The 20617-nt window shown below is 66.1% G+C and carries 22 protein-coding genes and 1 riboswitch; of the genes, 8 read left to right on the top strand and 14 right to left on the bottom strand.

Going from position 1 to position 20617, the window contains the following annotated elements; all coding sequences use genetic code 11:
• Nucleotides 1–168: 168 nt before the first annotated feature.
• Complete coding sequence (locus IR187_RS13970) at nt 169–495, top strand: hypothetical protein (protein ID WP_194955194.1); 327 nt, start codon at nt 169–171, stop codon at nt 493–495.
• On the opposite strand, the gene IR187_RS13965 is transcribed toward IR187_RS13970, so the two are convergent.
• The 7 genes from IR187_RS13965 to IR187_RS13935 form a co-directional block, all read right to left on the bottom strand.
• The gene (locus tag IR187_RS13965) at nt 492–1466 is read right to left on the bottom strand and encodes a hypothetical protein (RefSeq protein ID WP_194955193.1); all 975 of its coding nucleotides are present in this window, start codon (nt 1464–1466) and stop codon (nt 492–494) included. The two genes, IR187_RS13970 and IR187_RS13965, sit on opposite strands and share 4 nt — an antisense overlap.
• Nucleotides 1467–1708: 242 nt before the next feature.
• Entirely contained in the window at nt 1709–2275 is a 567-nt protein-coding gene (locus tag IR187_RS13960; protein WP_194955192.1) for a GNAT family N-acetyltransferase, read from the bottom strand.
• Nucleotides 2276–2282: 7 nt separating this feature from the next.
• On the bottom strand, nt 2283–3992 hold the full coding sequence (gene leuA / locus IR187_RS13955) for a 2-isopropylmalate synthase (RefSeq protein ID WP_194955191.1): 1710 nt from the start codon (nt 3990–3992) through the stop codon (nt 2283–2285).
• Between the two features lie 235 nt (nt 3993–4227).
• On the bottom strand, nt 4228–4587 hold the full coding sequence (locus IR187_RS13950; RefSeq protein ID WP_194955190.1) for a hypothetical protein: 360 nt from the start codon (nt 4585–4587) through the stop codon (nt 4228–4230).
• 74 nt (nt 4588–4661) lie between these two features.
• Nucleotides 4662–5159: a rhodanese-like domain-containing protein gene (locus IR187_RS13945; RefSeq protein ID WP_194955189.1), complete on the bottom strand. Its 498-nt coding sequence runs from the start codon at nt 5157–5159 to the stop codon at nt 4662–4664.
• Nucleotides 5160–5258: 99 nt separating this feature from the next.
• Nucleotides 5259–5903 carry a YceI family protein gene (locus tag IR187_RS13940; protein WP_194955188.1) on the bottom strand — a complete coding sequence of 215 codons (645 nt, stop codon included), beginning with the start codon at nt 5901–5903 and terminating at the stop codon, nt 5259–5261.
• Between the two features lie 100 nt (nt 5904–6003).
• Nucleotides 6004–6408, bottom strand: a complete 405-nt coding sequence (locus IR187_RS13935; RefSeq protein WP_194955187.1) for a hypothetical protein — start codon at nt 6406–6408, stop codon at nt 6004–6006.
• A 136-nt stretch (nt 6409–6544) separates the two neighbouring features.
• Here IR187_RS13935 and IR187_RS13930 point away from each other — a divergent pair, with 136 nt between their 5' ends.
• A complete protein-coding gene (locus IR187_RS13930) occupies nt 6545–6853 on the top strand; it encodes a polyhydroxyalkanoic acid system family protein (RefSeq protein WP_194955186.1) in 309 nt (102 codons plus the stop codon).
• A gap of 149 nt (nt 6854–7002) precedes the next feature.
• On the opposite strand, the gene ilvC is transcribed toward IR187_RS13930, so the two are convergent.
• From ilvC to IR187_RS13905, 5 genes are all read right to left on the bottom strand, one after another.
• On the bottom strand, nt 7003–8037 hold the full coding sequence (gene ilvC, locus IR187_RS13925) for a ketol-acid reductoisomerase (RefSeq protein WP_194955222.1): 1035 nt from the start codon (nt 8035–8037) through the stop codon (nt 7003–7005).
• Between the two features lie 102 nt (nt 8038–8139).
• Nucleotides 8140–8655, bottom strand: coding sequence for an acetolactate synthase small subunit (ilvN, locus tag IR187_RS13920; RefSeq protein WP_194955185.1), 516 nt, complete (start codon nt 8653–8655; stop codon nt 8140–8142).
• A 4-nt stretch (nt 8656–8659) separates the two neighbouring features.
• A complete protein-coding gene (locus IR187_RS13915) occupies nt 8660–10414 on the bottom strand; it encodes an acetolactate synthase 3 large subunit (protein WP_194955184.1) in 1755 nt (584 codons plus the stop codon).
• Between the two features lie 74 nt (nt 10415–10488).
• Entirely contained in the window at nt 10489–11439 is a 951-nt protein-coding gene (gene miaA / locus IR187_RS13910; RefSeq protein ID WP_228765955.1) for a tRNA (adenosine(37)-N6)-dimethylallyltransferase MiaA, read from the bottom strand.
• 85 nt (nt 11440–11524) lie between these two features.
• Entirely contained in the window at nt 11525–12157 is a 633-nt protein-coding gene (locus IR187_RS13905; RefSeq protein ID WP_194955182.1) for a LysE family translocator, read from the bottom strand.
• Between the two features lie 17 nt (nt 12158–12174).
• Nucleotides 12175–12255: riboswitch (ZMP/ZTP riboswitch) on the bottom strand.
• 179 nt (nt 12256–12434) lie between these two features.
• Here IR187_RS13905 and serB point away from each other — a divergent pair.
• Entirely contained in the window at nt 12435–13319 is an 885-nt protein-coding gene (gene serB / locus IR187_RS13900) for a phosphoserine phosphatase SerB (protein ID WP_194955181.1), read from the top strand.
• A gap of 336 nt (nt 13320–13655) precedes the next feature.
• Entirely contained in the window at nt 13656–13940 is a 285-nt protein-coding gene (locus IR187_RS13895) for a hypothetical protein (RefSeq protein ID WP_194955180.1), read from the top strand.
• Here the strand turns inward: IR187_RS13895 and IR187_RS13890 are convergent.
• Nucleotides 13912–14817 carry a LysR family transcriptional regulator gene (locus IR187_RS13890; protein WP_194955179.1) on the bottom strand — a complete coding sequence of 302 codons (906 nt, stop codon included), beginning with the start codon at nt 14815–14817 and terminating at the stop codon, nt 13912–13914. The two genes, IR187_RS13895 and IR187_RS13890, sit on opposite strands and share 29 nt — an antisense overlap.
• Nucleotides 14818–14912: 95 nt before the next feature.
• Here IR187_RS13890 and bla point away from each other — a divergent pair, with 95 nt between their 5' ends.
• Entirely contained in the window at nt 14913–15836 is a 924-nt protein-coding gene (gene bla, locus IR187_RS13885; protein WP_194955178.1) for a subclass B3 metallo-beta-lactamase, read from the top strand.
• Between the two features lie 176 nt (nt 15837–16012).
• On the opposite strand, the gene IR187_RS13880 is transcribed toward bla, so the two are convergent.
• On the bottom strand, nt 16013–17215 hold the full coding sequence (locus IR187_RS13880; RefSeq protein ID WP_194955177.1) for an SPOR domain-containing protein: 1203 nt from the start codon (nt 17213–17215) through the stop codon (nt 16013–16015).
• A gap of 243 nt (nt 17216–17458) precedes the next feature.
• Between IR187_RS13880 and IR187_RS13875 the strand changes: the two genes are divergently transcribed.
• Genes IR187_RS13875 through IR187_RS13865 form a run of 3 tightly spaced genes read left to right on the top strand, consistent with a single transcriptional unit; the run spans nt 17459 to nt 20274 of the window.
• Nucleotides 17459–18181, top strand: a complete 723-nt coding sequence (locus IR187_RS13875) for an AAA family ATPase (RefSeq protein WP_194955176.1) — start codon at nt 17459–17461, stop codon at nt 18179–18181.
• 17 nt (nt 18182–18198) lie between these two features.
• Nucleotides 18199–18879 carry a hypothetical protein gene (locus IR187_RS13870; RefSeq protein WP_194955175.1) on the top strand — a complete coding sequence of 227 codons (681 nt, stop codon included), beginning with the start codon at nt 18199–18201 and terminating at the stop codon, nt 18877–18879.
• Nucleotides 18880–18900: 21 nt separating this feature from the next.
• On the top strand, nt 18901–20274 hold the full coding sequence (locus IR187_RS13865) for an SPOR domain-containing protein (protein WP_194955174.1): 1374 nt from the start codon (nt 18901–18903) through the stop codon (nt 20272–20274).
• Nucleotides 20275–20617 lie beyond the last annotated feature (343 nt).

Raw genomic sequence — 20617 nt, 5'->3', positions numbered from 1 at the left:
TTTTCCCGATACCGCGCCCGATCGCCAGTGCAACGGCGCGCGCGGTTCGGGCGTTTTTCGGACGAGGAGACGTATCGCCGACCAAAATCTTTCGCCCCCTGGCGGCGGTCATAGCCGAACTGACCAGCGGCACTGCCCCTTCGGTTCCCCCAACGAAGGTATTCTCCCATGCAAGTTCCCCGATCTTTGCGGCGCGGCGCGAGCGATGGCGGCTGCGATTGCCTGCCGCGCCCCGATGCGCCCAGTCATGGCGCGGCACTCCCCGCCGCCCCGGCGACCACCAAACCCCTGACCACATACATCCTGCGATACCGCGACGCGTGGTTCGGGATGGAAAAGCGCGTGGCGTTCGAGGCGACCGACGTCGCCGCGGCGCTGGCGATGATGGCGCGCGAACCGATCGGCGAATGGGCCGAATTGCTGGTCGATGGCGAGGTAATCTGTCGCCGCGGCCACGAACCCGGCGGCGCCCCCGATTATTGGGTCGCCGATTAGGGGCAGCCCGTCACGCGCGGTTGCCGCAAAGCGACGGCCTGCTGATCGTCCCCGGCATCATTTGCGGCACCGAGCCGCGCGAAAAAGGCGCGGCGCGCGGCTTCGCCCGCGACCAGCAGCGGGGTGACCTCGGCCGCGCGCATATTTTCATAGATTTCCAGCTCGTCGTCATCGAGCGCGCGGGCATAGGCGGGGTCGCCGAACTGCCCCTCCTCATGCCCCCAAAAATCGGCGGGCGGCGGGAAGTCGGTGCGCCAGTCGTCGGCGTGGTCGTCGTACCACACGGTCATCGCGGCGGCGGCCTGTTCGGGCGTTTCCTCGGTTTCGCCGTCGGCGCCGAAATCGGCGGAAATCTGCGCAACTTCACTCGCGATTGCGCTGTCCTGCCACAGCGCGGCGAGCGGGTTGGCGCGGTTGTCGCGGCCGGTCAGCCAGAGCGCGAGCGCGGTGGTGAGCGGGGCGGGCTGTCCGTCTGCGTCGTCTGCCGCGTCTGCATTATGCGCGGCGGCGGCGTCGAACAGCGCCAGGAATCCCGGCCAGTCGCCCGCGATCAGCTGCGCCAGCATATCCTCCCCGGCCTCTGCGGGCGTTTCGACCATCTTGTCGAGCCGCGCGAGCATCGCGAGGCCAAGGCGCGAATCAAGGCGGCGGCGCTTGGCAAAGCTGCGCCCCTCTTCGCGCAGCAGCTCGGCGGTTTCGTCATAACCCCAGATCGCGCGGTCGAGCAGCTCGTCGACCAGCCGCCCGCGCGCGATCAGCACCGCGGCGGCGCAGCCCAGCTTGAACGCGGCGCCCGCGGCGCGGTGCTTGAGCTGATAGACGGCGGACGGCGACATGCCGACCTTGGCCGCGGCGATTTTCACCGAGCCGGTGGTGGCGAGGCTTTCGAGAAAGTCGCGCTGGAGTTTGGGGGTCCAGTGGTAGCTGGCGGGGGCGGGGAGGAAGGCGGGGTAATCGTCGGTGTCGTCCATTGATTCGTCCTTTTCGGTTGGGGGAACCGAGGGAGTGAACCATATGGGTTAAATGTAGGAAAGAGAAATTTTCCGTAAGGGGTTAGTTCTCCAACCTTCGGAACTCTAGCTTTCCAAAACTTCAAACTAGATTAGGTTGGTGATCGTGATTGATCGCGCGAGGGGCCGGAATACAGAACAAAATCTGTATATATTACAAAGCTTGGTAAGGAGTTTCGCCTTTCGCTCTATTCGCCGCTGACTCAGCGTCTCGCCACAGGGAGGATTGGTTGGCTGCCTAGCTGCTTCCCCATACGGATGAGGGGGACGGAGGCACCATTCGGACCCGGCGCTTCGACATGCTCGATCGGGGTGTAGCCGCAGGCGCGGTAGAGGGGCTCGCCCGATAGCGTCGCCATCAGCTCGGTGCGGGCGAAGCCGGCCTGCTGCACGGCGGCTTCGCAGAGCGCCATCACCATGCGGCCGACGCCCTGCCTTGCGAAGGCGGGGTGGGTGTACATCGCACGGATGCGCGCGGCGTCGGTGGCGGGGTTGAGCGGGGCGGGGTCGCGCAGGGCGGCGGCGTGGTCGCCGCCATAGAGCGTCGCGCGGTGCGACCAGCCGCCGCAGCCCGCGATCTGATCACCTGCCTCGATGACGAAATAGGTGCCGTCGGCGATCAGCTGGGTGTCGAGGCCCATGACGGCGTGGCTGGCGGCGATCTGCGCGTCGTCGAGGAAACCCTTTTGCAATTCGGCGATCGCGAGCGCCATCACCGCACGCAGCGCATCGAGGTCCGACGGCTGCGCGAGGCGGTGGCTGAGCGTCATCGAGATGTCACGCCCCGTTGGCGGCGCTCAGGATCGCGCGCACGCTGGCGGTTGCGACGTCGGTGTCGAGGCCGCAGCCGAAGACGCTTTTGCCGTCGGGGGTGCGGCATTCGACATAGGCGGCGGCTTGCGCGGTGCTGCCCTGGCCGATCGCGTGCTCGCTGTAATCGACGATGTCCATGACCGGGCCGCCAGATTCGGCGAGCGCGGCGATGACGCTGCTCATCAGGCCGTTGCCGCGGCCGCTGACGCTGCGTTGCTGGCCGTCGATGCGGAGGATTCCCGCGAAGATGCGATCTGCCGCGGGTGCCCCTCCACCACTTCGTGGTCCCCCTCCCCCGGTGGGGGAGGCATGATGTTCGGACCAGTCGACGAGCTGGAAGCGTTTGGCCTCGACCTTGAGATAGGCGGTTTCGAAGGCGCCCCAGATGTCGTCGGCGGTCAGTTCGCGGCTGGTCTCGTCCGCCAGCGCCTGCACGACATGGCTGAAGCTGGCCTGCATTTTCTTGGGTAGTTTCAGCCCCTTGTCCTGTTCGAGCACCCAGGCGACGCCGCCCTTGCCCGACTGGCTGTTGACGCGGATCACCGCTTCATAGCTGCGGCCGAGGTCGGCGGGGTCGATGGGCAGATAGGGGACTTCCCAGCGTTCGTCATTCTGGCGCTCGCGCGCGGCGAAGCCTTTCTTGATCGCGTCCTGATGGCTGCCCGAAAAGGCGGTATAGACCAGCTCGCCGCCATAGGGATGGCGCGGGTGGACGGGGAGCTGGTTGCAATATTCGACCGTCGCGATGACTTCGTCGATGTTCGAAAAATCGAGCCCGGGGTCGACCCCCTGTGTGTACATGTTGAGCGCGATGGTGACGAGGCAGGTGTTGCCGGTGCGCTCGCCATTGCCGAACAGGCAGCCCTCGACGCGGTCGGCGCCCGCGAGTAGGCCAAGTTCGGCGGCGGCGACGCCGGTGCCGCGGTCGTTGTGGGTGTGGAGCGAGATGATCGCCTTGTCGCGGCCGGGCAGGTTCTTGCAGAAATATTCGATCTGGTCGGCGTAGATGTTCGCGGTCGACGCCTCGACCGTGGCGGGCAGGTTGAGGATGATCGGCTTGTCGGTCGTCGGCTGCAGGATGTCCATCACCGCGGCGCAGCATTCGATGCTGAAATCGAGTTCGGCGGTCGAGAAGGTTTCGGGGCTGTATTGAAAGCGCCAGTCGGTGCCGGGGAGGCGTGCGGCGTTGTCGCGCAGCTGCTTCGCGCCCTCGATCGCGATCGCCTTGATCTCGGGCATTTCCATGCCGAACACGATGCGGCGCCACGCGGGGCTGACCGCGTTATAGACGTGGACGATCGCGGTTTTGGCGCCGGCGAGGCTGTCGAAGCTGGTGCGGATGAGGTCGGCGCGGCTTTGGGTCAGCACCTGCGGCGTCACATCCTCGGGGATGCGGCCTTGCTGGACGAGGCCCGAGATGAAGTCGAACTCGGTCGCGCCGGCGCTGGGGAAGCCGACCTCGATCTCTTTCAGGCCGATGCGGCAGAGGAGGTCGAAGAAGCGCGCCTTTTTCTCGGCATCCATCGGGTCGATCAGCGCCTGATTGCCGTCGCGCATGTCGGTGGACAGCCAGATCGGCGCGGCGGTGGTGACGCGGGTGGGCCAGTCGCGGTGGGCGAGCGGAACTTGCGGAAAGGCGCTGTACTTGACCGAAGGGTCGCGGAGCATGGTCATGGGATGGTCTTCTGCTGGTCGGTTGCGAATATGTCGATCGGACCCTTGAGCGGGTGGCCGCGACTAACGCGCAGCCAGTGTCACGCCCAAGGGCGTGTAAGTCGCAGAAGAAGAAGGGCGTTGCCGCGCATGGCCGCCCTAGTGATGCAAAATGTCGCGCTTGGCAAGGGGGGGATTAGAAAATGTCGCCGGGCGGCGAGGTCGCAAGGCCGCCCGGCGCAGGTGCAGGGGAGGGTCAGGCGGCTTCGGACTCGTCGTCCTCGTCGCTCCAGGGTTCAAAAACCTCTTCCTCGATCATATTGTCGACGGCGTGGACGCGGACGCCGATGCACCAATCTTCGAGCGGCCCTTCCCAGCCGGCCTCGACCGGGGTCAGCACCGCCGCGGCGCCATCGCCCGGGCGGTCGCCGACGAGGTCGAAATCCTGAAAACCGTCATCGGGGGCGTCGACGGTGACATGCGGTTCGAGGCGGACATTGGCCCAGCCGGCGGTGGCGGCCAGCCCTTCGACCTCGACGATCAGCAGCGGATGTTCATCATCGCCGTCGTCGATCGCGGCGTTCACTTCGACTATTTCGCGGACCAGTTCGCTCATCGCAGCGCTCCTTGGCAGACGGGGCGGGGTGGCCCCGTCGGCGTCCTAGCCGAAGCGTGTGACAGATTCGGGGCTCAGCCGCCGGTGTCGCTGCGTGTCCAGCCAACCTTCGGATCGTTGAAGTCGACGACGTCGGCCAGTTCGTAGACATTGGGATAGCCATAGCCGACGAGGTTGATGAAGGTCTGGATATTGAGCGCCAGCGGTGCCGATTTCAGCGGCACCGGGCTGACGTGGTTGGAAAAATTATTGTTGCAATAGATGAGGATAGGGCGGTCAGGGTCGGCACCGACCACCGCGGCGAGGCTGTCGGCGGTAAAGTCGGTGAGCGGCAGGTTGACCGCACCCGCAATATGGCCGCGCTGGAAGGCGTCCTTCGAGCGCGCGTCGAGGAGGAGGACGTCGGACCTGGCCGCTTCGGCCTTGAAGGCGTCGAAAGCGAGCAAACGGTTGGCGCGCTGCGGCGCGACGCTGGCGGTGAGCGCCTCGAACGCGGGATAGTCGATCTGGGGATTGGCTTGCGCCAGCGCGGGGGTAGCGGCGAGAACGGCGGCGAGCAGCAGGAAACGCATGATGGTCCTCCCTTGGTTGCAGGGAGGGTAGCGGGGCGCGATGGACCGGGGATGAACGATCCTCCCCACGGCTTCGCCGCAGGGAGGATTTGATCGGACTTACTGTTTTTCGAAGGCGGCGTGGATCTTGAGATCGACCTCGTCGCTGACCATCGGGATGCCATAGGTGATGCCGAAGTCGCTGCGGCGGATCTTGCCCTCGGCCTCGAAACCGACGGTGGCTTTCTTGTTGAACGGATTGTCGCCGGCGCCGTGAAATTCGACGTCGAGCGTGACGGGCCTGGTCACGCCGTTCAGCGTCAGGTTGCCGGTGACCTTCGCCTCGTCGCCGTCGTCGCCCATCACCACGGCGGTCGAGACAAATTTGGCGTCGGCGGGGGCGGGGCCAAAGAAGTCGGGCTTGCCGCCGTCCTTGCCCGCGCGCATCAGATGGCTGGTCAGGCCGGTGCTGGCGGTGGTGACCTTGGCGACGGGGATTGTCACATCGACCTTCGCCGCGGCGGGATTGGCGGGGTCGATCACGAGGGTGCCGGTAACATCGCCGAAGATGCCGGTGTAATCGCTGAAGCCGAAATGGTCGACTTTCCACACGACCATCGTGTGCCCCGCATCGGCGGCATAGGTGCCCGCGGCGACGCGCGTCTTGTCGGGAGCGCCGGGAACGGTCGGGGCGTTCTGGGCGATAACGGCGGGTACCGCGACGACGGCGGCGGCAAGAGCGGCGAGCGGGATGATGCGGCGCATGAAGCGATCTCCTGTTGGGGGTGCGCGCAAGCTAAGCTCCGCGCGGGGTAGCGGTCAATCACGAGGCTGGAAACGCTGCGTTGCGCGATCCGGTTCCCGCTCAGCGCGCGCGGCGCGCCTCGAACCACTGACGGAGCGCCAGCGCGGCGCAGCCGGTGTAGCCGTAGCTGCCGACCGGCGAGCAGCTGTCGGGGCGTGTCTGGCGCGCGATATTGTCGTAACCCTCGACCCGCGATGCCCAGCTGCCGCCGCCGACGGGGGTGTCGTCCTTGATCTCCTCGCGCAATTCCTTGGGTACGCGGTAGCGCTCGGATTCGGGTTGCTGCGCGCAGACGACGATCTCGTTGCCCTCCGGCTCGGGGCAGGGCTCGTCGCCATAGGTGTAGAGAACCGACGTACGCTGCGGCGGTTCGCCCGACTGCGCGAGGCTGTCGTCCTGCGCCTGCACGGGGGAAGCCAGCACGGCGATCGAGAGGAGCAGCAGGCAGGTCGGCTTTATTGTCATCGGGCGTTGTGCCTCCAAAGCCTCTCCCGCCACAGGTGATATGCGTGCAGGATGAACCTAAGCCGAACCGGCCAGTCGATGCGAGGTTGCGTCGCCGTGCGATTGGCACCAAATCGGCGGCAAAGGAACCCGAACCATGCCCGTCGTCCGCATCGCCCACAATCTGTCCCGCGCCGAAGTGCGCCGCCGCATGGCCGCGCGCGCCGACGATCTGGTCAAGCTCATCCCCGGCGGCATGGGCCGTGTCGAACATCGCTGGGAGGACGAGGACCGGATGGCGTTCACCATCCATGCGATGGGCCGCGCGATTAACTCGACCGCGATGGTCGAGGACGACGCGCTGGCGATCGATTTCGAACTGCCCGCCGGGATGGGATTTGTTGCGCCGATGGTCGAAGGGATCATCCGCCAGGCGGGCGACAAGCTGTTGCTGGGCAAAGGGTAAGCGCGCGGAGGCCGGGATCCGGGGACTGGACGACCCAGCACTCTCGCGCAGCGAGTGGTGGAGGGGCCGCGACGCTGGCGCCATAGCCCCTCCGTCAGCGCTTCGCGCTGCCACCTCCCCATCGCTGCGCGACAGGGAGGATTTTTCCGTCAGTTCTTCGCCTTGTCGACCAACTGGTTCTTGGCGATCCACGGCATCATCGCGCGCAATTCGCCGCCGACCTTTTCGATCGGGTGGGCGGCGGCGGCCTTGCGGCTCGCCTTCAGTTCGGGCTGGCCGGCCTGGTTGTCGAGAACAAAGTCCTTGACGAAGCGGCCCGACCGAATGTCCTGCAGGACGCGCTTCATTTCCTTCTTCGTTTCTTCGGTGATGATGCGCGGGCCGGTCTTGATGTCGCCATATTCGGCGGTGTTGCTGATCGAATAGCGCATGTTGGCGATGCCGCCTTCATAGAGCAGGTCGACGATCAGCTTGGTTTCGTGGAGGCATTCGAAATAGGCCATTTCGGGGGCGTAGCCCGCCTCGACCAGCGTTTCGAACCCGGCCTGGATCAGATGGGTGATGCCGCCGCAGAGCACCGCCTGTTCGCCGAACAGGTCGGTTTCGCACTCTTCCTTGAAGGTGGTTTCGATGATGCCGCTGCGGCCGCCGCCGACGGCACTGGCGTAGCTGAGGGCGAGCGCCTTGGCATAGCCGTTGCCGCTGTTGCCGGTCGCTTCCTGCGCCACCGCGATCAGGCAGGGAACGCCGCCGCCCTTTTGATATTCACTGCGCACCGTGTGGCCCGGACCCTTGGGGGCGACCATGAAGACGTCGATGTCGGGGCGGGCTTCGATCAGGCCGAAGTGGATGTTGAGGCCATGGGCAAAGGCGAGCGCGGCGCCGGGCTTCATGTGGGGGCCGAGATCGTCGGCATAGATTTTCGCCTGATGCTCGTCGGGGGCGGCGACCATGATGACGTCGGCCCATTCGGCGGCTTCCTTGTTGGTCAGCACCTTGAAGCCCGCGGCTTCGGCTTTTTTGGCGGTCGCCGAGCCAGCGCGGAGCGCGATCGCGACCTCGGTGACGCCGCTGTCGCGCAGGTTCTGCGCGTGGGCGTGGCCCTGGCTGCCGTAGCCGACGACGGCGACCTTTTTGCCCTTGATCAGATCCTGGTCGGCGTCGCGATCGTAATAGACTTGCATGTTTTCTTCCCTGCTAGTTTTCGTCATGCCGGGCTTGATCCGGCATCCATGGACCCCGGATCAAGTCCGGGGTGACGATCGTTGAGACCCTAAACGTAAACCCTAAAGCGCCTCCGACCCGCGGGCGATGGCGACGACGCCGGTGCGGCCGACTTCGACCAGCCCGCATTCGCGCATCAGCGCGATGAAGCGGTCGACCTTGTCGCTCGTCCCGGTGATTTCGAAAATGAAGCTGCTGAGCGTCGTGTCGACGACCTTGGCGCGGAAGACATCGGCCATGCGCAGCGCCTCGATCCGTTTGTCGCCGCTGCCCGCGACTTTGACCAGCGCGATCTCGCGCTCGACATGCGCGCCGCCGTCGGCGAGGTCGGTGACCGAGTGGACGGGGACGAGGCGGTCGAGCTGTGCGATGATCTGGTCGATCACCGCGGGCGGCCCCGACGTCACGATGGTGATGCGCGACAGCGCATGGTCGGCGCTGATGTCGGCGACGGTCAGGCTTTCGATATTATAGCCGCGCGCCGAGAACAGCCCGGTGATCTTGGCGAGAATGCCCGCCTCGTTATCGACGGTGACGGCGAGCACATGGCGCTCGCCCGCTTCGGTGCGGATTTTCATCGGCTTAGACCAGTGCTTTCGCTTCGTCGTCCATCGTGCCGACGATGTCGTTCGGCTGGAGGATCATGTCGGTGTGCGCGGCGCCCGAGGGGATCATCGGGAAGCAATTGGCGAGCTGCGCGACGCGGCAGTCGACGATAACCGGGCCCGGGGTGTTGATCATCGTCTGGATGCCGTCCGCAAGTTCGCCCAGCGTGTCGATGCGCAGGCCGGTCCAGCCATAGGCGTCGGCGAGTTTGACGAAGTCGGGCAGGCTGTCCGAATAGCTGTTCGAATAACGGCTTTCGTAGGTCAGTTCTTGCCACTGGCGGACCATGCCCATCCACTGGTTGTTGAGGATGAAGATCTTCACCGGCAGGCGATATTGCGCCACGGTGCCCATTTCCTGAATGTTCATCTGGAGCGAGGCTTCGCCTGCGATGCAGATGACGAGGCGATCGGGATGCGCGATCTGGGCGCCGACGGCGGCGGGGAAGCCATAGCCCATCGTGCCGAGGCCGCCACTGGTTAGCCAGCGGTTGGGGCTGTCGAAATGGAAATGCTGCGCGGCCCACATCTGGTGCTGGCCGACCTCGGTGGTGATGATCGGGTCCATGCCGCGGGTCGCGTCGAACAGCGCCTTGACCGCGCGCTGCGGCATGATTTCGGCGCCGTCTTCCTTCTTTTCGGGGAAGTCGAGGCAGCGGGTGGCGCGCCAGCCGTCGATCCGGCGCCACCATTCGCCAAGGTCGCGGGCTTTGTGACCCTTGTCGGCCCACGCCGCGATCAGCGCATCGAGCGCGCGCCCGGCGTCGCCGACGACCGCGAGATCTACCGGAACGATCTTGTTGATCGAACTGCGGTCAATGTCGATGTGGATCTTTTTGGAATTGGGCGAGAAAGCGTCGAGGCGGCCGGTGACGCGGTCGTCGAAGCGCGCGCCGACCGCGATGATCAGGTCGGCGCGGTTCATCGCCATATTGGCTTCATAGGTGCCGTGCATGCCGAGCATGCCGAGCCATTTGTCGTCGTCGGCGGGGAAGGCGCCGAGCCCCATCAAGGTCGAGGTGACCGGGGCGCCGGTGAGGGCGACGAGCTGGCGCAGCGCCGCGCTGGCATCGGGACCGGCGTTGATCACACCGCCGCCGGTGTAAAAGATCGGGCGCTCAGATGCGGCGATCATCGCGACGGCGGCGGCGATGGCGTCGGCGTCGGGATCGACCTGCGGGCGATAGCTTTTGTGATCGATCCGGTTGGGGATCGAATAAGTGCCGGTCGCGACCTGGACGTTCTTTGGGATGTCGATGACCACCGGGCCGGGGCGGCCGTGGGTCGCGATATAGAAGGCCTCGTGCAGGATCGGGCCGAGGCGGTCGGGGTCCATCACCAGATAATTATGCTTGGTGCAGTGGCGGGTGATGCCGACGGTGTCGCATTCCTGGAACGCATCGGTGCCGATCAGCGTCGTCGGCACCTGCCCGGTAAGCACGACCATGGGAATGGAGTCGAGCAGCGCATCGGTGATCCCCGTGACCGCATTGGTCGCGCCGGGGCCGGAGGTGACGAGCACGACGCCGGGCTTGCCGGTCGAGCGCGCATAGCCTTCGGCGGCATGGGTCGCGGCCTGTTCGTGGCGAACGAGGATGTGCTTGATCGTCGGGTGCTTGAAAAGCGTGTCGTAAATGGGGAGCACCGCGCCGCCCGGATAGCCGAACACCGTATCGACCCCAAGGTCGACCAGCGCCTGAACCACCATGTCGGCACCGCTCATTTCCGTCACGACGAAACTCCTTCCAACCCAAAAGCGCAGCGCTTGTGCGCTGCAACAGGGTTGCGGGCAATAGGTATATGATTCTATCCTGTCAACAGCCTTTTACGTAATATAATTGCTAATTCATCAACAGAATCGTTGTTTAGTGACTCAGTGTGGCGGGGCCAGTCGGGCGGCGGCTGATTGCGGAACCAGGTATATTGGCGCTTGGCATATTGGCGGGTGGCGGCCTGTGCCGCTGCCAGCGCGTCGTCGCGGCTCGTCGCGCCGCCCAGGAATGCCGCGATCTGCGGGACACCGATCGCGCGCATGACGGGAAGGTCGGGCTCGAGCCCGCGCGCCAGCAGGGCTTCGACTTCATCGATAGCGCCCGCCGCGAACATGTCGACCAACCGCGCGTTGCAGCGCGCTCGCAGCCAGTCGCGCGGCGGCAAAAGGACGAGCGGGGCAAGCGTGACGCGGTTGGCGATGCCGCCATCGTGGGCCTGTTGCCAGCTCGCCAGGGTCCGCCCGGTTGAGCGCACGACCTCCAGCGCGCGCGCGACGCGTGTGGTGTCGGCGGGGTTCAGCCGCACCGCGGCTTCGGGATCGTCCGTGGCCAGCGCGGCATGAGCGTCGGCGACAGGCAGCGCGCGCACCGCGGCACGGATTTCGGGGTCGATTTCGGGAACCGGGGCGATGCCATAGAGCAGGGTGCGCAGGTAGAGCCCGGTGCCGCCGACAAGAATCGGAATGTCGCCCGCGGCGTGCGCGGCGGCGATGGCGGCGCGCGCTTCATCGGCCCAGCGCACAGCATTATGCGCCTCGGCGGCGTCGATATGGCCGAAGAGATGGTGCGGGATGCCCGCCATCTCGTCGTCGCTCGGGCGCGCCGACAGAATCGCGAGGTCGGCATAGACCTGGCTGGCGTCGGCGTTGATCACAACGCCGCGCCCAACCGCCTTCGCCACCGCCACCGCCAATGCGCTCTTGCCGCTGGCGGTGGGGCCGGCGATGATCGCGAGGGGCGGCGCGATACGGGGGGAAGGTGACATAGCCATATCCAGACTGGGACGCATAGCAGGCGCGATGCGGACGAGCGAGACGGCGCTTGCCCGCCCGCTCGCTAACCCGGCATTTTCACCGCCGCGCTTCGGTCGCCATGCGGACGGCCAGCGCGGCGAGGACGGTGCCCATGATCCAGCGCTGGACCATCGCGAAGGACGGGCGCCGGACCAGAAAGCCCGCGATCGCCGCCGCGAATAGGATGATGGCCGAATTGACCGCCACGCTGATGACGATCTGCACCGATCCCAGCACGAGCGCCTGGCCCAGGATCGATCCCGCGCCGGGGCTGATGAACTGCGGCAGCAGCGACAAATACATGACCGCGATCTTGGGGTTCAGCAGGTTGGTGAGAAATCCCATCAGGAACAGTTTTCTGGGCGGATCTTCGTCCAGTTCGCGAATCTCAAACGGCGACCGCCCCCCCGGCCGGACGGCCTGCCACGCCAGCCACAAAAGATAGAGTGCGCCAACGAAGCGGATGGCGTCATAGGCAAAGGGGATCGCCATCACGAGCGCGGTAATGCCGAAGGCCGCGCAAAGCATGTAAAAGACAAAGCCGAGCGCTACACCGCCCAGCGAGATCATGCCCGCCAAGCGACCCTGACAAATGGCGCGCGAGATCAGATAGACCATGTTCGGTCCGGGGGTGAGCACCATTCCGAGCGCAATGACGGCAAAGGCAAGCAGATGGTTCGTTTCGGACATCTTGTTCCTCCATGCAGGATCGATGCCCAGACGCGCGGCGACTTACCCTCGCGCTCCCCGATGGTGGCCCATCTTCAGCGTCAGTTGCGCGACGTGGCCATCGCTATCGATCGGCGCCGCGATGGCGGCAACAGCGATGATCTTTGGTCGGCTAAACTTGTGCTTTAGGGCACGGCGGATTTTCGTGTGACCGTGGGCAATGGCTCTTGCCGCTGGCGATGGGGGTGGCGATAAGGGGCGGCAACGCAGCCCAAAAAGCAATTAAAAAGGACCCGCCATGTTCGTCGCGACGCTGATAGCAGCCGGGAAGCTGACCGACGAGGTGGTTCGCGAAGCAATCGACCGGCTCGACGCCACAGGGCATGACGTCGGCGCGCCGCACTGGCTGGACGAGGGCGATGCCGCCGATATCGTCTTTCATGGCAGCCTGGTCAGCGCGCGCAAGGAACTGGCGCTGATGGACCATGGATTGCTCGACACGATCGTCCAGCCGCAGGGCGACCGGACGAAGAAGCTGATCATTGCCGACATGGATTCGACAATGATCACCGTCGAATGCATCGACGAACTGGCCGATTATGCCGGGCTGAAGCCCGAGATTGCGGCGATCACCGAGCGCGCGATGCGCGGCGAGCTGGATTTTCGCGCCGCGCTGATCGAGCGGGTCGGATTGCTGGCGGGGATGCCCGAGGCGACCTTGGTCGAATGCCGGATGGAGCGGGTGAAGCTGACCCGCGGCGCGCGGACGCTGGTGCAGACGATGAAGGCGCATGGCGCGTGGTCGGTGCTGGTGTCGGGGGGCTTCATGCCGTTTGCCGGGCCGGTCGGCGAGGCGATCGGGTTCGATAAGGTGGTCGCGAACGAGCTGGAGATTAAGGGCGGCAAGCTGACCGGCAAGGTGATCGAGCCGATCGTCGACAGTGCGGCGAAGCTGGAAACGCTGAAGGCCGAGGCGGCGAAGCATGGCCTGCCGCTCGCCGAGACGCTGGCGGTCGGCGACGGCGCGAACGATATTCCGATGATCACGTCGGCGGGGCTGGGGATCGGCTATTATCCGCACCCGGCGGCGGCGGAAGCGGCGGCGGCGGTGGTACGACACCATGACCTGACCGCGCTGTTGTGGGCGCAGGGCTATCCCCGGCGGAGCTGGGTGCTGGGGTAGGGCGGGGGTCTCGGCAACGCGCTGCCCGATTTCGCTATCTTCCCCTGAGGGGGAGCGGTTCTTCTTTTGAAGGACCACTCACCACCCGCGATGGGCACTTCACCGGTACTGGTACGCCAAAGCGGCAGCGCGGACGGTGGCAGCGGGCTATGGTTTAGCGCATCCGTCGCTCCCGGGAGGGTCAGCATGAAAGTTCAGGGTACAGGATACGCTTTTTCAAACCACTCGAAACAGGTAGCCGTCGGCCAAGGCGGAGTCCGTTTCGGCGCTGCGCTCACGCAGTCCAGCCCAAGCGGGGACGGTTCGCCCCATGCGGCCCTGCGCGATTTTTCGAAAATGACGCGCGGCGATCTGTTCGGGTGGATGAACGAGCGGATCAAGGTGGGCGAACTGTCGCTGGACGACAGCTTGGGGTTGCTGGGGCTGTCGGGAGGCGGCGCGATCGGTGCGATCGGGTCGGGCTCGCCCGAGGCTGTGCCGCCTGACGATCAGGAGCGCGTCAATTTCTTTCAACTGGCCCAAGACCGTATCGCGGCGGCGCGGCATCGCCGCGAGCATGGCGTGGAAGCCGCCTATTTGGTCGCGCTGGGCATCATGCAGCAATTTCAGGCTCCGTCTTAGCCACCTCCTCCGCCGAAATTTCATCGGCCAGCCACCCCTTGAACCGCACCATCGCGTCACTTTCCACTCGCGACATCAGGCGGGTGAGCCAGTAGCGGCCTGCGTCGATCGTCGTGGCGAAGGGCTGCACGAGTGTCTCGGCCGCCAATTCGCGGGTGAACATGGCGGGCGGGGCGAGGGCGATGCCCTGGCCTGCGGCGGCGGCGGTGGCCATCAGCGCCGAACTGTCGAACATCGGGCCGCGCAGGACCGGGGCGGGGACGCCCGCGGCGGTGAACCACAGCGCCCATTCGTCGGCGCGGTATGAGCGCAGCAGGCGTTCGGGGATCAGGTCGGCGGGGGTTTTGAGCCGCGCGGCGATCGTGGGGGTGCAGAGCGGGGTCATCGGCGCGGCGAGCAGAGGCTGTGCATGGGTGCCGTGCCAGGCGCCGTCGCCGAAGCGGATCGCATAGTCGAGCGCCTCGCCCGCGAGGTCGACGCGGTTGTTGTTGGTCGAGATGCGCAGGTCAATGGCGGGATGCGCGCGGGCGAAGGTGTCGAGCCGCGGGAGCAGCCAGCCGGTAGCGAAGGTTCCTACGACGCCGACCTTCAATGTCTCGCGGAAACATCCGTCCGCATATTGGTCGAGCGTCGCGGCGACGCGGTCGAAGGCGTCGGCGACGACGGGGACCAGCGCCTGTCCCTCGTCCGTGAGCGCGAGGCCGCGCGGCAGGCGGTGGAACAGGCGGGTGCCGAGGCGGCGTTCGAGCTGCGCGACCTGATGGCTGACCGCGCCTTGGCTGACGCACAGCTCGATCGCGGCGCGGGTGAAATTGAGGTGGCGCGCCGCGGCCTCGAAAGCACGCAGGGCGTTGAGCGGGAGTTGGGCACGGTCCATCGTCAATCCATGAATAAATCTCATGGCTTTGTCGAGAAATGATGCTTTGTTGACCGGTTGCCGGCTCGGTTATCTGGCGGCGAAGGGAGACATATATGATCGCCATGATGACAGTCGCGGCCTGGTTGGCCGGTGTGCAACAGATGCCGTTGCCTATCGTCGAAATGCCCGACGCCGCGATGGTGGCCGGCGGGGTGAGTGCCGCTGCCGACGACCCACTGACGCGTCCGATCGGCGGTGCTAGGGCAACCGAATGGTTGACGCCTGTCCCCCCGGAACGGCTTTTCGGCAACAGCTATCTGGTTGGCTTCGCCGGGTTGAGCGTCGCGCTGATCGACACGGGCGACGGGCTGGTGCTGGTCGATGGCGCGTTGCCGCAGTCGGCCGCGGCGGTACTCGCCAATGTCCGGGCGCTGGGGTTCGATCCCAGAGACATCAAATTTATTCTGAGCACCGAACCGCATTGGGACCATGCCGGCGGCCTGGCGGCGCTGGCGCGCGACACCGGCGCGACCGTCGTCGCGAGCAAACGGGGTGCGGAAGGGTTGCGGACCGGGAAGCATGCGGCCGACGACCCGCAGCTGGGCTATGGCGGCAGCTGGCCCGCGGTGACGACACCGATCCGCATCATGAAGGATGGCGAGGTTCTGCCGCTGGGCACGGCGCGGATCACGGCGCGCGCGACCCCCGGGCACACGATGGGCAGCATGAGCTGGAGCTGGCAGGCGTGCGAGGGCAAGACGTGCAAGGAAATCGTCTTTGCCGCGAGCCTGAACCCGGTGTCGGCCGACGACTATCGATTCAGCAGCGCGGCGGGTGCGCCGTTCGTGGCGGGATTTGCGCGCAGCTATCGAATCATGGGCCGACTGAAATGCGATATGCTGGTTACGGCGCATCCCGACAATGCGGGCGACGGGCGGTATAATTCCGCCCCGGGGGCGTGCAGCGCCTATGCCGAGCGGTCGCGTCAGGCGCTGGCCAAGCGGCTGGCGGCGGAGAAGGCGGGCGCAGCGAAGTAGCGGGTTGCTGATCCTCCCTGTCGCGCAGCGATGGGGAGGTGGCAGTCCGCAGGACTGACGGAGGGGCTTTGGCGCTGACGTCGCTGCCCCTCCACCCCTTGTTTCGCAAGCGGTCCCGCTGGCGCTGCGCGCCGTCTGCGACTCCCCCATGGCTTCGCCACAGGGAGGATTTGGTTCTATTTATCGACGACCAGACAGGCCTGACCGCTCTTTGAGAGCGCGGCGCAAAAATTGTTCGCTTCACCCTTGTTGGCAAAGCCGCCGGTCTGAAGGCGGGTGACGTTGCCGGTCTTGACATACAGCGGCTGTCGTTCCGCGACCGCCGGATGTTTTTTACCGAGCGCGGCCCACAGGTTGCGCGCGTTCGCCTCGACACCGAAGGCGCCGAGCTGCGCGCGCCACGGGCTGTTGCCGCCGCCGGGGCGGGCGGGGGTCGGCGTTTCCACGACGGCGATAGGGTCATTGTTGCGCGGCGCCGGGCGCGGCTTCGCGGATCCGGGACTGGAGGCTCCGCTTTCAGGCGGCGGCGCATAGCTGGTACCGGGCGTCGTTCCGGCGGAGGCGGCTGCGGCGTCGGCGGTCGCTTCGGCGGCGGCCGTGGCCGCAGCGGTTGCAGCGGGCGACGACAGGACAGGGGTGGCGGTTGCGCGGGGCGTCGCCGGGGCGGACGGAACAACCGGCGGCGGTGTATAGCTGGTGCCGGGCGCCGAGGCGGGCAGGCTGGCGGTCTTGATCGGCGAGGCCGGCGCGGGTTGCGGTGCCGACGGCGCTGCCGCGTTGACCGCCGCCAGCCGCGCGCGCGCTTCGTTCTTTTCGATGTCAGGCAGCATTGCGAGACCGCGCTGGCGCTGGTCGAGCGGGATCAGGCCGTCAAGCTGCGCCAGCCGCGCCGATGCGATCGAAAGCCCCGCATCGCTGGCGCGTTTGGTCAGCGCATAGGCGCGCGGCAAGTCCTGCGGCGCGAGGTCGCCGTTGAACAGCGCGGTGCCGAGGACATATTGCGCGCGCGGCTCGCCGCGTTCGGCCGAGCGGGTGATGTAGGGCATCGCCTCCTTGCGGCGATTGGCGGTGAAGAGCACCAAGCCCAAATTGTCTTCGGCCTGCAAATGACCTTGTTTCGCGGCACGGCGGTACCAGCTTTCGGCCTGCGCCAGATCGGTCGGGACCCCGCGGCCCAGCTTGTACGCCTGCCCTAGATTGAACTGGGCGTCGGCGTCGCCCGCCAGCGCTTCGGGACGCCAGGCGGCGACGGCGGCCTGATAGTCGCCGCGTTGCCAAGCATCGACGCCGTCCTTGACATCGGCCATGGCGGGCGGCGCGAGCATCGACGCCGCCAGCAAGGGCAGCGCGAACGCAACGGCGGAGCGGAAAGAACGCATGTTATTCTCCAATGACTTGCATCGCTGCAGTCCCCGGGCTTCCGGTACGCCAAAATGGCTAACACGGCGTTATCGACGCGCGCCATATAGCATATTTGATCCATTTCGGGACAAACTGCCATTGTCCCCTTGTTAACCATGGCGGCGAGTGGGTCGTTCACCCTCTTTTTATCATCGTTAACTCAATTTTAGCGCCCCGCATGGCATTCCCCCGCCAATTCGTGATTTTTCAGGGGGACAGCTGTGCGCGTTTTGGCATTGGCTTCACAAAAGGGCGGGTCGGGAAAAACGACCTTGTCGGGGCATCTCGCAGTACAGGCGCAGCTCGCGGGCGCCGGGCCGGTCGTCCTGATCGACATCGATCCGCAGGGCTCGCTCGCCGACTGGTGGAACGAACGCGAAACCGATCTGCCGGCCTTTGCGCAAACCACCGTGGCGCGGCTGGCGTCGGACCTGGAAATCCTGCGTCAGCAGGGCTTCAAGCTGGCGGTCATCGACACACCACCTGCCATTACGATGGCGATCCAGAGCGTGATTTCGGTTGCCGAACTGATCGTCGTGCCGACCCGGCCCAGCCCACACGACCTGCGCGCCGTCGGCGCCACCGTCGACCTGTGTGAACGTGCCGGCAAGCCGCTGGTGTTCGTCGTCAACGGCGCGACCCCCAAGGCCAAGATCACCAGCGAAGCCGCGGTTGCGCTGTCGCAGCACGGCACCGTCGCTCCGATCACGCTGCACCACCGCACCGATTATGCCGCGTCGATGATCGACGGACGCACGGTGATGGAGGTCGATCCCAATGGCCGCTCGGCCGATGAGATCCGCCAGCTGTGGACCTATATGAGCGACCGGCTCGAAAAGAATTTCCGCCGCACCATCTTTGCCGCGCCGATTCCGACGCAGGGCAATTATGGCGCGGTCCGTCCGATGGGCGGTGGCTTTGGCCGCCGCATCGCTGGCCAGTGACGGGAGGGATCGGAACCATGGGCGAACCGAAACCCCTCGCATCGCTGAGCGCCGGCCTGTTGGCCCGCAAGGGCGGCGCAAGGCCCGCCATGCGCCGCCAGCCGCTGGGCAGCGGCCCCGCGCCGCTCGGCGCCACCGGCTATGACGACCTGGGCTGGAACGACATGGGTTATGATGTCGACCCCGACCAGTCGGGCGAACCGGCGCGGATGCTCGACCTCAAGCCGTTGCTGACCGGGTCGGTGCTGGCGCACAATGTCGAAGCCGAACATGCGGTCGATGAAAGCGTCGGCCACGAGCTGACCGATGCGGTCGCGGAAGACTATGCCGCCGAGGATTTCAGCGCCCCTGCCCATGAGGCCGAAGCCGTCGAAGTGCCCGAAATCGTCCGCCAGCAGGAATCGCTGATCGATCGCGTCGCCGCCGTGGCGCGCAAGGTCGAGGCGCGACCCGTCGTGACCGCGAAGAAGGAAAAGGCGCCGCGCGCGCTGCGTGCCCGCGAAAAGGCGGCATTCACGCTGCGTCTCGACGCCGAGCGCCATCTGCGGCTGCGGCTGGCGAGTGCTGTCACGAACCGGTCGTCGCAGGTGATCCTGACCGACCTGCTCGACGAATATCTGTCCACGCTGCCCGAAATCGACGCGATGGCCAGCCGCCTGCCGGCGGCACGGCCGCTGCGCCAGACGAAGTCGCGCTGATCCAACAAGGGGAACCTGGTGATGAACCGCAAAATGCTGAAGAATCTGGCCGTATCGGGCTTTGTCCTGAGCGTCGCCACCGGCTGCAGCGGGATGGGCGCCATGGCCGACGCGCCGTCGCGCGCGGCAGGAAAGCCCGAAGTGGCGGGCAAATCGGCATCGCAGGCACGCGCAGCGCTGGAATCCGGCAAGGCCGGCAAGGCGGTCGCACTGGCCGAAGCCGCCGTCGAAGCCAGTCCACGCGATCCGGGTTTTCGCGCGCTGCTCGGCCAGGCTTATCTGAACGAAGGCCGCTTTACGTCGGCCACCACCGCGCTTGAAGAAGCGATGGAGTTGGGTGCGACCGACAGCAACACGGTGATTGCGCTGGCCCTGGCCCATATTGCCCAGAACAAACCCGGCGCCGCCGTATCGCTGCTTCAGGAACATCGGGACACCATCCCCGCTTCGGACATCGGGCTGGCGCTCGCGCTCGCCGGCGACAGCGAGAGCGCGATCTATGTGCTGAGCGAAGCCGCACGCGCGCCCGACGCCAATGCCCGGACGCGCCAGAATCTGGCGCTGGCGCTGGCGCTGTCGGGCCGCTGGGCGCAGGCACGCATCTATGCGTCACAGGATCTGTCGCTCGCCAAGGTCGAATCGCGGATGGCCGAATGGTCCAAACTCGCCGAAACGCCGAATTCGCAGGCGCGGGTGGCCAGCCTGATCGGTACCGAAGCGCGCGCCGACGCCGGGATGCCGGTCCGTCTGGCGCTGAACAATTACAGCGAAACCCAGTTGGCTTTTGCGCCCGCCGCCGATCCGGCGCCGGTTGCGACCTATGCACCGCCGCCGGTGGCGCTGGCCGATGCGGGCAGCGCCATTCGCAGCGTCGAATTGCCGATGCCCGAACGCAACGCCGACGGCGTCGTGCCGGTCACTGAATTGCCGCAGCCGAAAGCGGCGGGCGAGGTCATCATGGCCGACGCCGCGCCCTATCGCGCTGCCCCACGGGTAGTCGGGGAAGGACGTATCCGTCCCGCGCAGCAGCAGGCGCTGGAACTCGCGACGGTGCTGATCCCGCGCGCGATGGCGTTCGACAGCAAAAAACCGTCGGGTTGGGCGGTTCAGCTGGGTGCCTATGACAGCCTGGGTATCGCGAAGGAAAAATGGAGCGGTCTGCAAAAGCGCAGCACGATGCTGGCCAGCTTCCCCGCGTCGAGCCACGCCGCGAAAGTCAACGGTCGGACCTTCTATCGCCTGACCGTCAACGGTCTGGCGAGCCGCGCCGATGCCACGGCATTGTGCAACGAGTTGAAGGCGAAAGGCCAAGCGTGTTTCATCCGCGCGATGGGCGGCGCCGAGAATATCCAGTGGGCGGCGAAGGCGAACCCGGTGCGGCTCGCGTCGCGCTGAACACATCAATTCGGGTCGAAAAGGGGCGTGGCCGGAAGGCTGCGCCCCTTTTGTTTTGGAGTGGCCGGTTGCGACCGGTAGCGGTCTTTTGCCCGAAGGCCGTGTTGGAACAAGTTTCGCGCAGAGGCGCAGAGATCGCAGAGTTAGAGTGCCTTCCCTTGGCGGTCTCTGCGCCTCTGCACGAATTTTACAGGACGCTGCATTTCGACCGGTCGCGGACGTAATATCCTCCCCATCGACTTGCGATGGGGAGGTGGCAGCCCGCAGGGCTGACCGAGGGGCCGCGACGTTGCTGCCCCTCCACCACCGCCTGCGGCGGCGGTCCCCCTCCCCATCGCAAGTC

Origin of the sequence: Sphingopyxis solisilvae (genome assembly GCF_015475875.1) — a bacterium.
GTDB classification, from domain to species: Bacteria; Pseudomonadota; Alphaproteobacteria; order Sphingomonadales; family Sphingomonadaceae; genus Sphingopyxis; species Sphingopyxis solisilvae.
The sequence above is the reverse complement of the archived record's forward strand: the minus strand, read 5'-3'. Positions and strand labels throughout refer to the sequence as shown.

Bases quoted from the DNA above. Each gene is read 5' to 3' on its own strand.
- IR187_RS13880 (WP_194955177.1), bottom strand. From the start codon at position 17,215: ATGCGTTCTTTCCGCTCCGCCGTTGCGTTCGCGCTGCCCTTGCTGGCG.
- IR187_RS13970 (WP_194955194.1), top strand. From the start codon at position 169: ATGCAAGTTCCCCGATCTTTGCGGCGCGGCGCGAGCGATGGCGGCTGC.
- IR187_RS13940 (WP_194955188.1), bottom strand. From the start codon at position 5,903: ATGCGCCGCATCATCCCGCTCGCCGCTCTTGCCGCCGCCGTCGTCGCG.
- bla (WP_194955178.1), top strand. From the start codon at position 14,913: ATGATCGCCATGATGACAGTCGCGGCCTGGTTGGCCGGTGTGCAACAG.
- IR187_RS13935 (WP_194955187.1), bottom strand. From the start codon at position 6,408: ATGACAATAAAGCCGACCTGCCTGCTGCTCCTCTCGATCGCCGTGCTG.
- IR187_RS13870 (WP_194955175.1), top strand. From the start codon at position 18,199: ATGGGCGAACCGAAACCCCTCGCATCGCTGAGCGCCGGCCTGTTGGCC.
- IR187_RS13890 (WP_194955179.1), bottom strand. From the start codon at position 14,817: ATGGACCGTGCCCAACTCCCGCTCAACGCCCTGCGTGCTTTCGAGGCC.
- IR187_RS13945 (WP_194955189.1), bottom strand. From the start codon at position 5,159: ATGCGTTTCCTGCTGCTCGCCGCCGTTCTCGCCGCTACCCCCGCGCTG.
- IR187_RS13960 (WP_194955192.1), bottom strand. From the start codon at position 2,275: ATGACGCTCAGCCACCGCCTCGCGCAGCCGTCGGACCTCGATGCGCTG.
- IR187_RS13905 (WP_194955182.1), bottom strand. From the start codon at position 12,157: ATGTCCGAAACGAACCATCTGCTTGCCTTTGCCGTCATTGCGCTCGGA.
- IR187_RS13965 (WP_194955193.1), bottom strand. From the start codon at position 1,466: ATGGACGACACCGACGATTACCCCGCCTTCCTCCCCGCCCCCGCCAGC.
- IR187_RS13950 (WP_194955190.1), bottom strand. From the start codon at position 4,587: ATGAGCGAACTGGTCCGCGAAATAGTCGAAGTGAACGCCGCGATCGAC.
- serB (WP_194955181.1), top strand. From the start codon at position 12,435: ATGTTCGTCGCGACGCTGATAGCAGCCGGGAAGCTGACCGACGAGGTG.
- leuA (WP_194955191.1), bottom strand. From the start codon at position 3,992: ATGACCATGCTCCGCGACCCTTCGGTCAAGTACAGCGCCTTTCCGCAA.
- IR187_RS13865 (WP_194955174.1), top strand. From the start codon at position 18,901: ATGAACCGCAAAATGCTGAAGAATCTGGCCGTATCGGGCTTTGTCCTG.
- IR187_RS13895 (WP_194955180.1), top strand. From the start codon at position 13,656: ATGACGCGCGGCGATCTGTTCGGGTGGATGAACGAGCGGATCAAGGTG.
- ilvN (WP_194955185.1), bottom strand. From the start codon at position 8,655: ATGAAAATCCGCACCGAAGCGGGCGAGCGCCATGTGCTCGCCGTCACC.
- ilvC (WP_194955222.1), bottom strand. From the start codon at position 8,037: ATGCAAGTCTATTACGATCGCGACGCCGACCAGGATCTGATCAAGGGC.
- IR187_RS13930 (WP_194955186.1), top strand. From the start codon at position 6,545: ATGCCCGTCGTCCGCATCGCCCACAATCTGTCCCGCGCCGAAGTGCGC.
- miaA (WP_228765955.1), bottom strand. From the start codon at position 11,439: ATGTCACCTTCCCCCCGTATCGCGCCGCCCCTCGCGATCATCGCCGGC.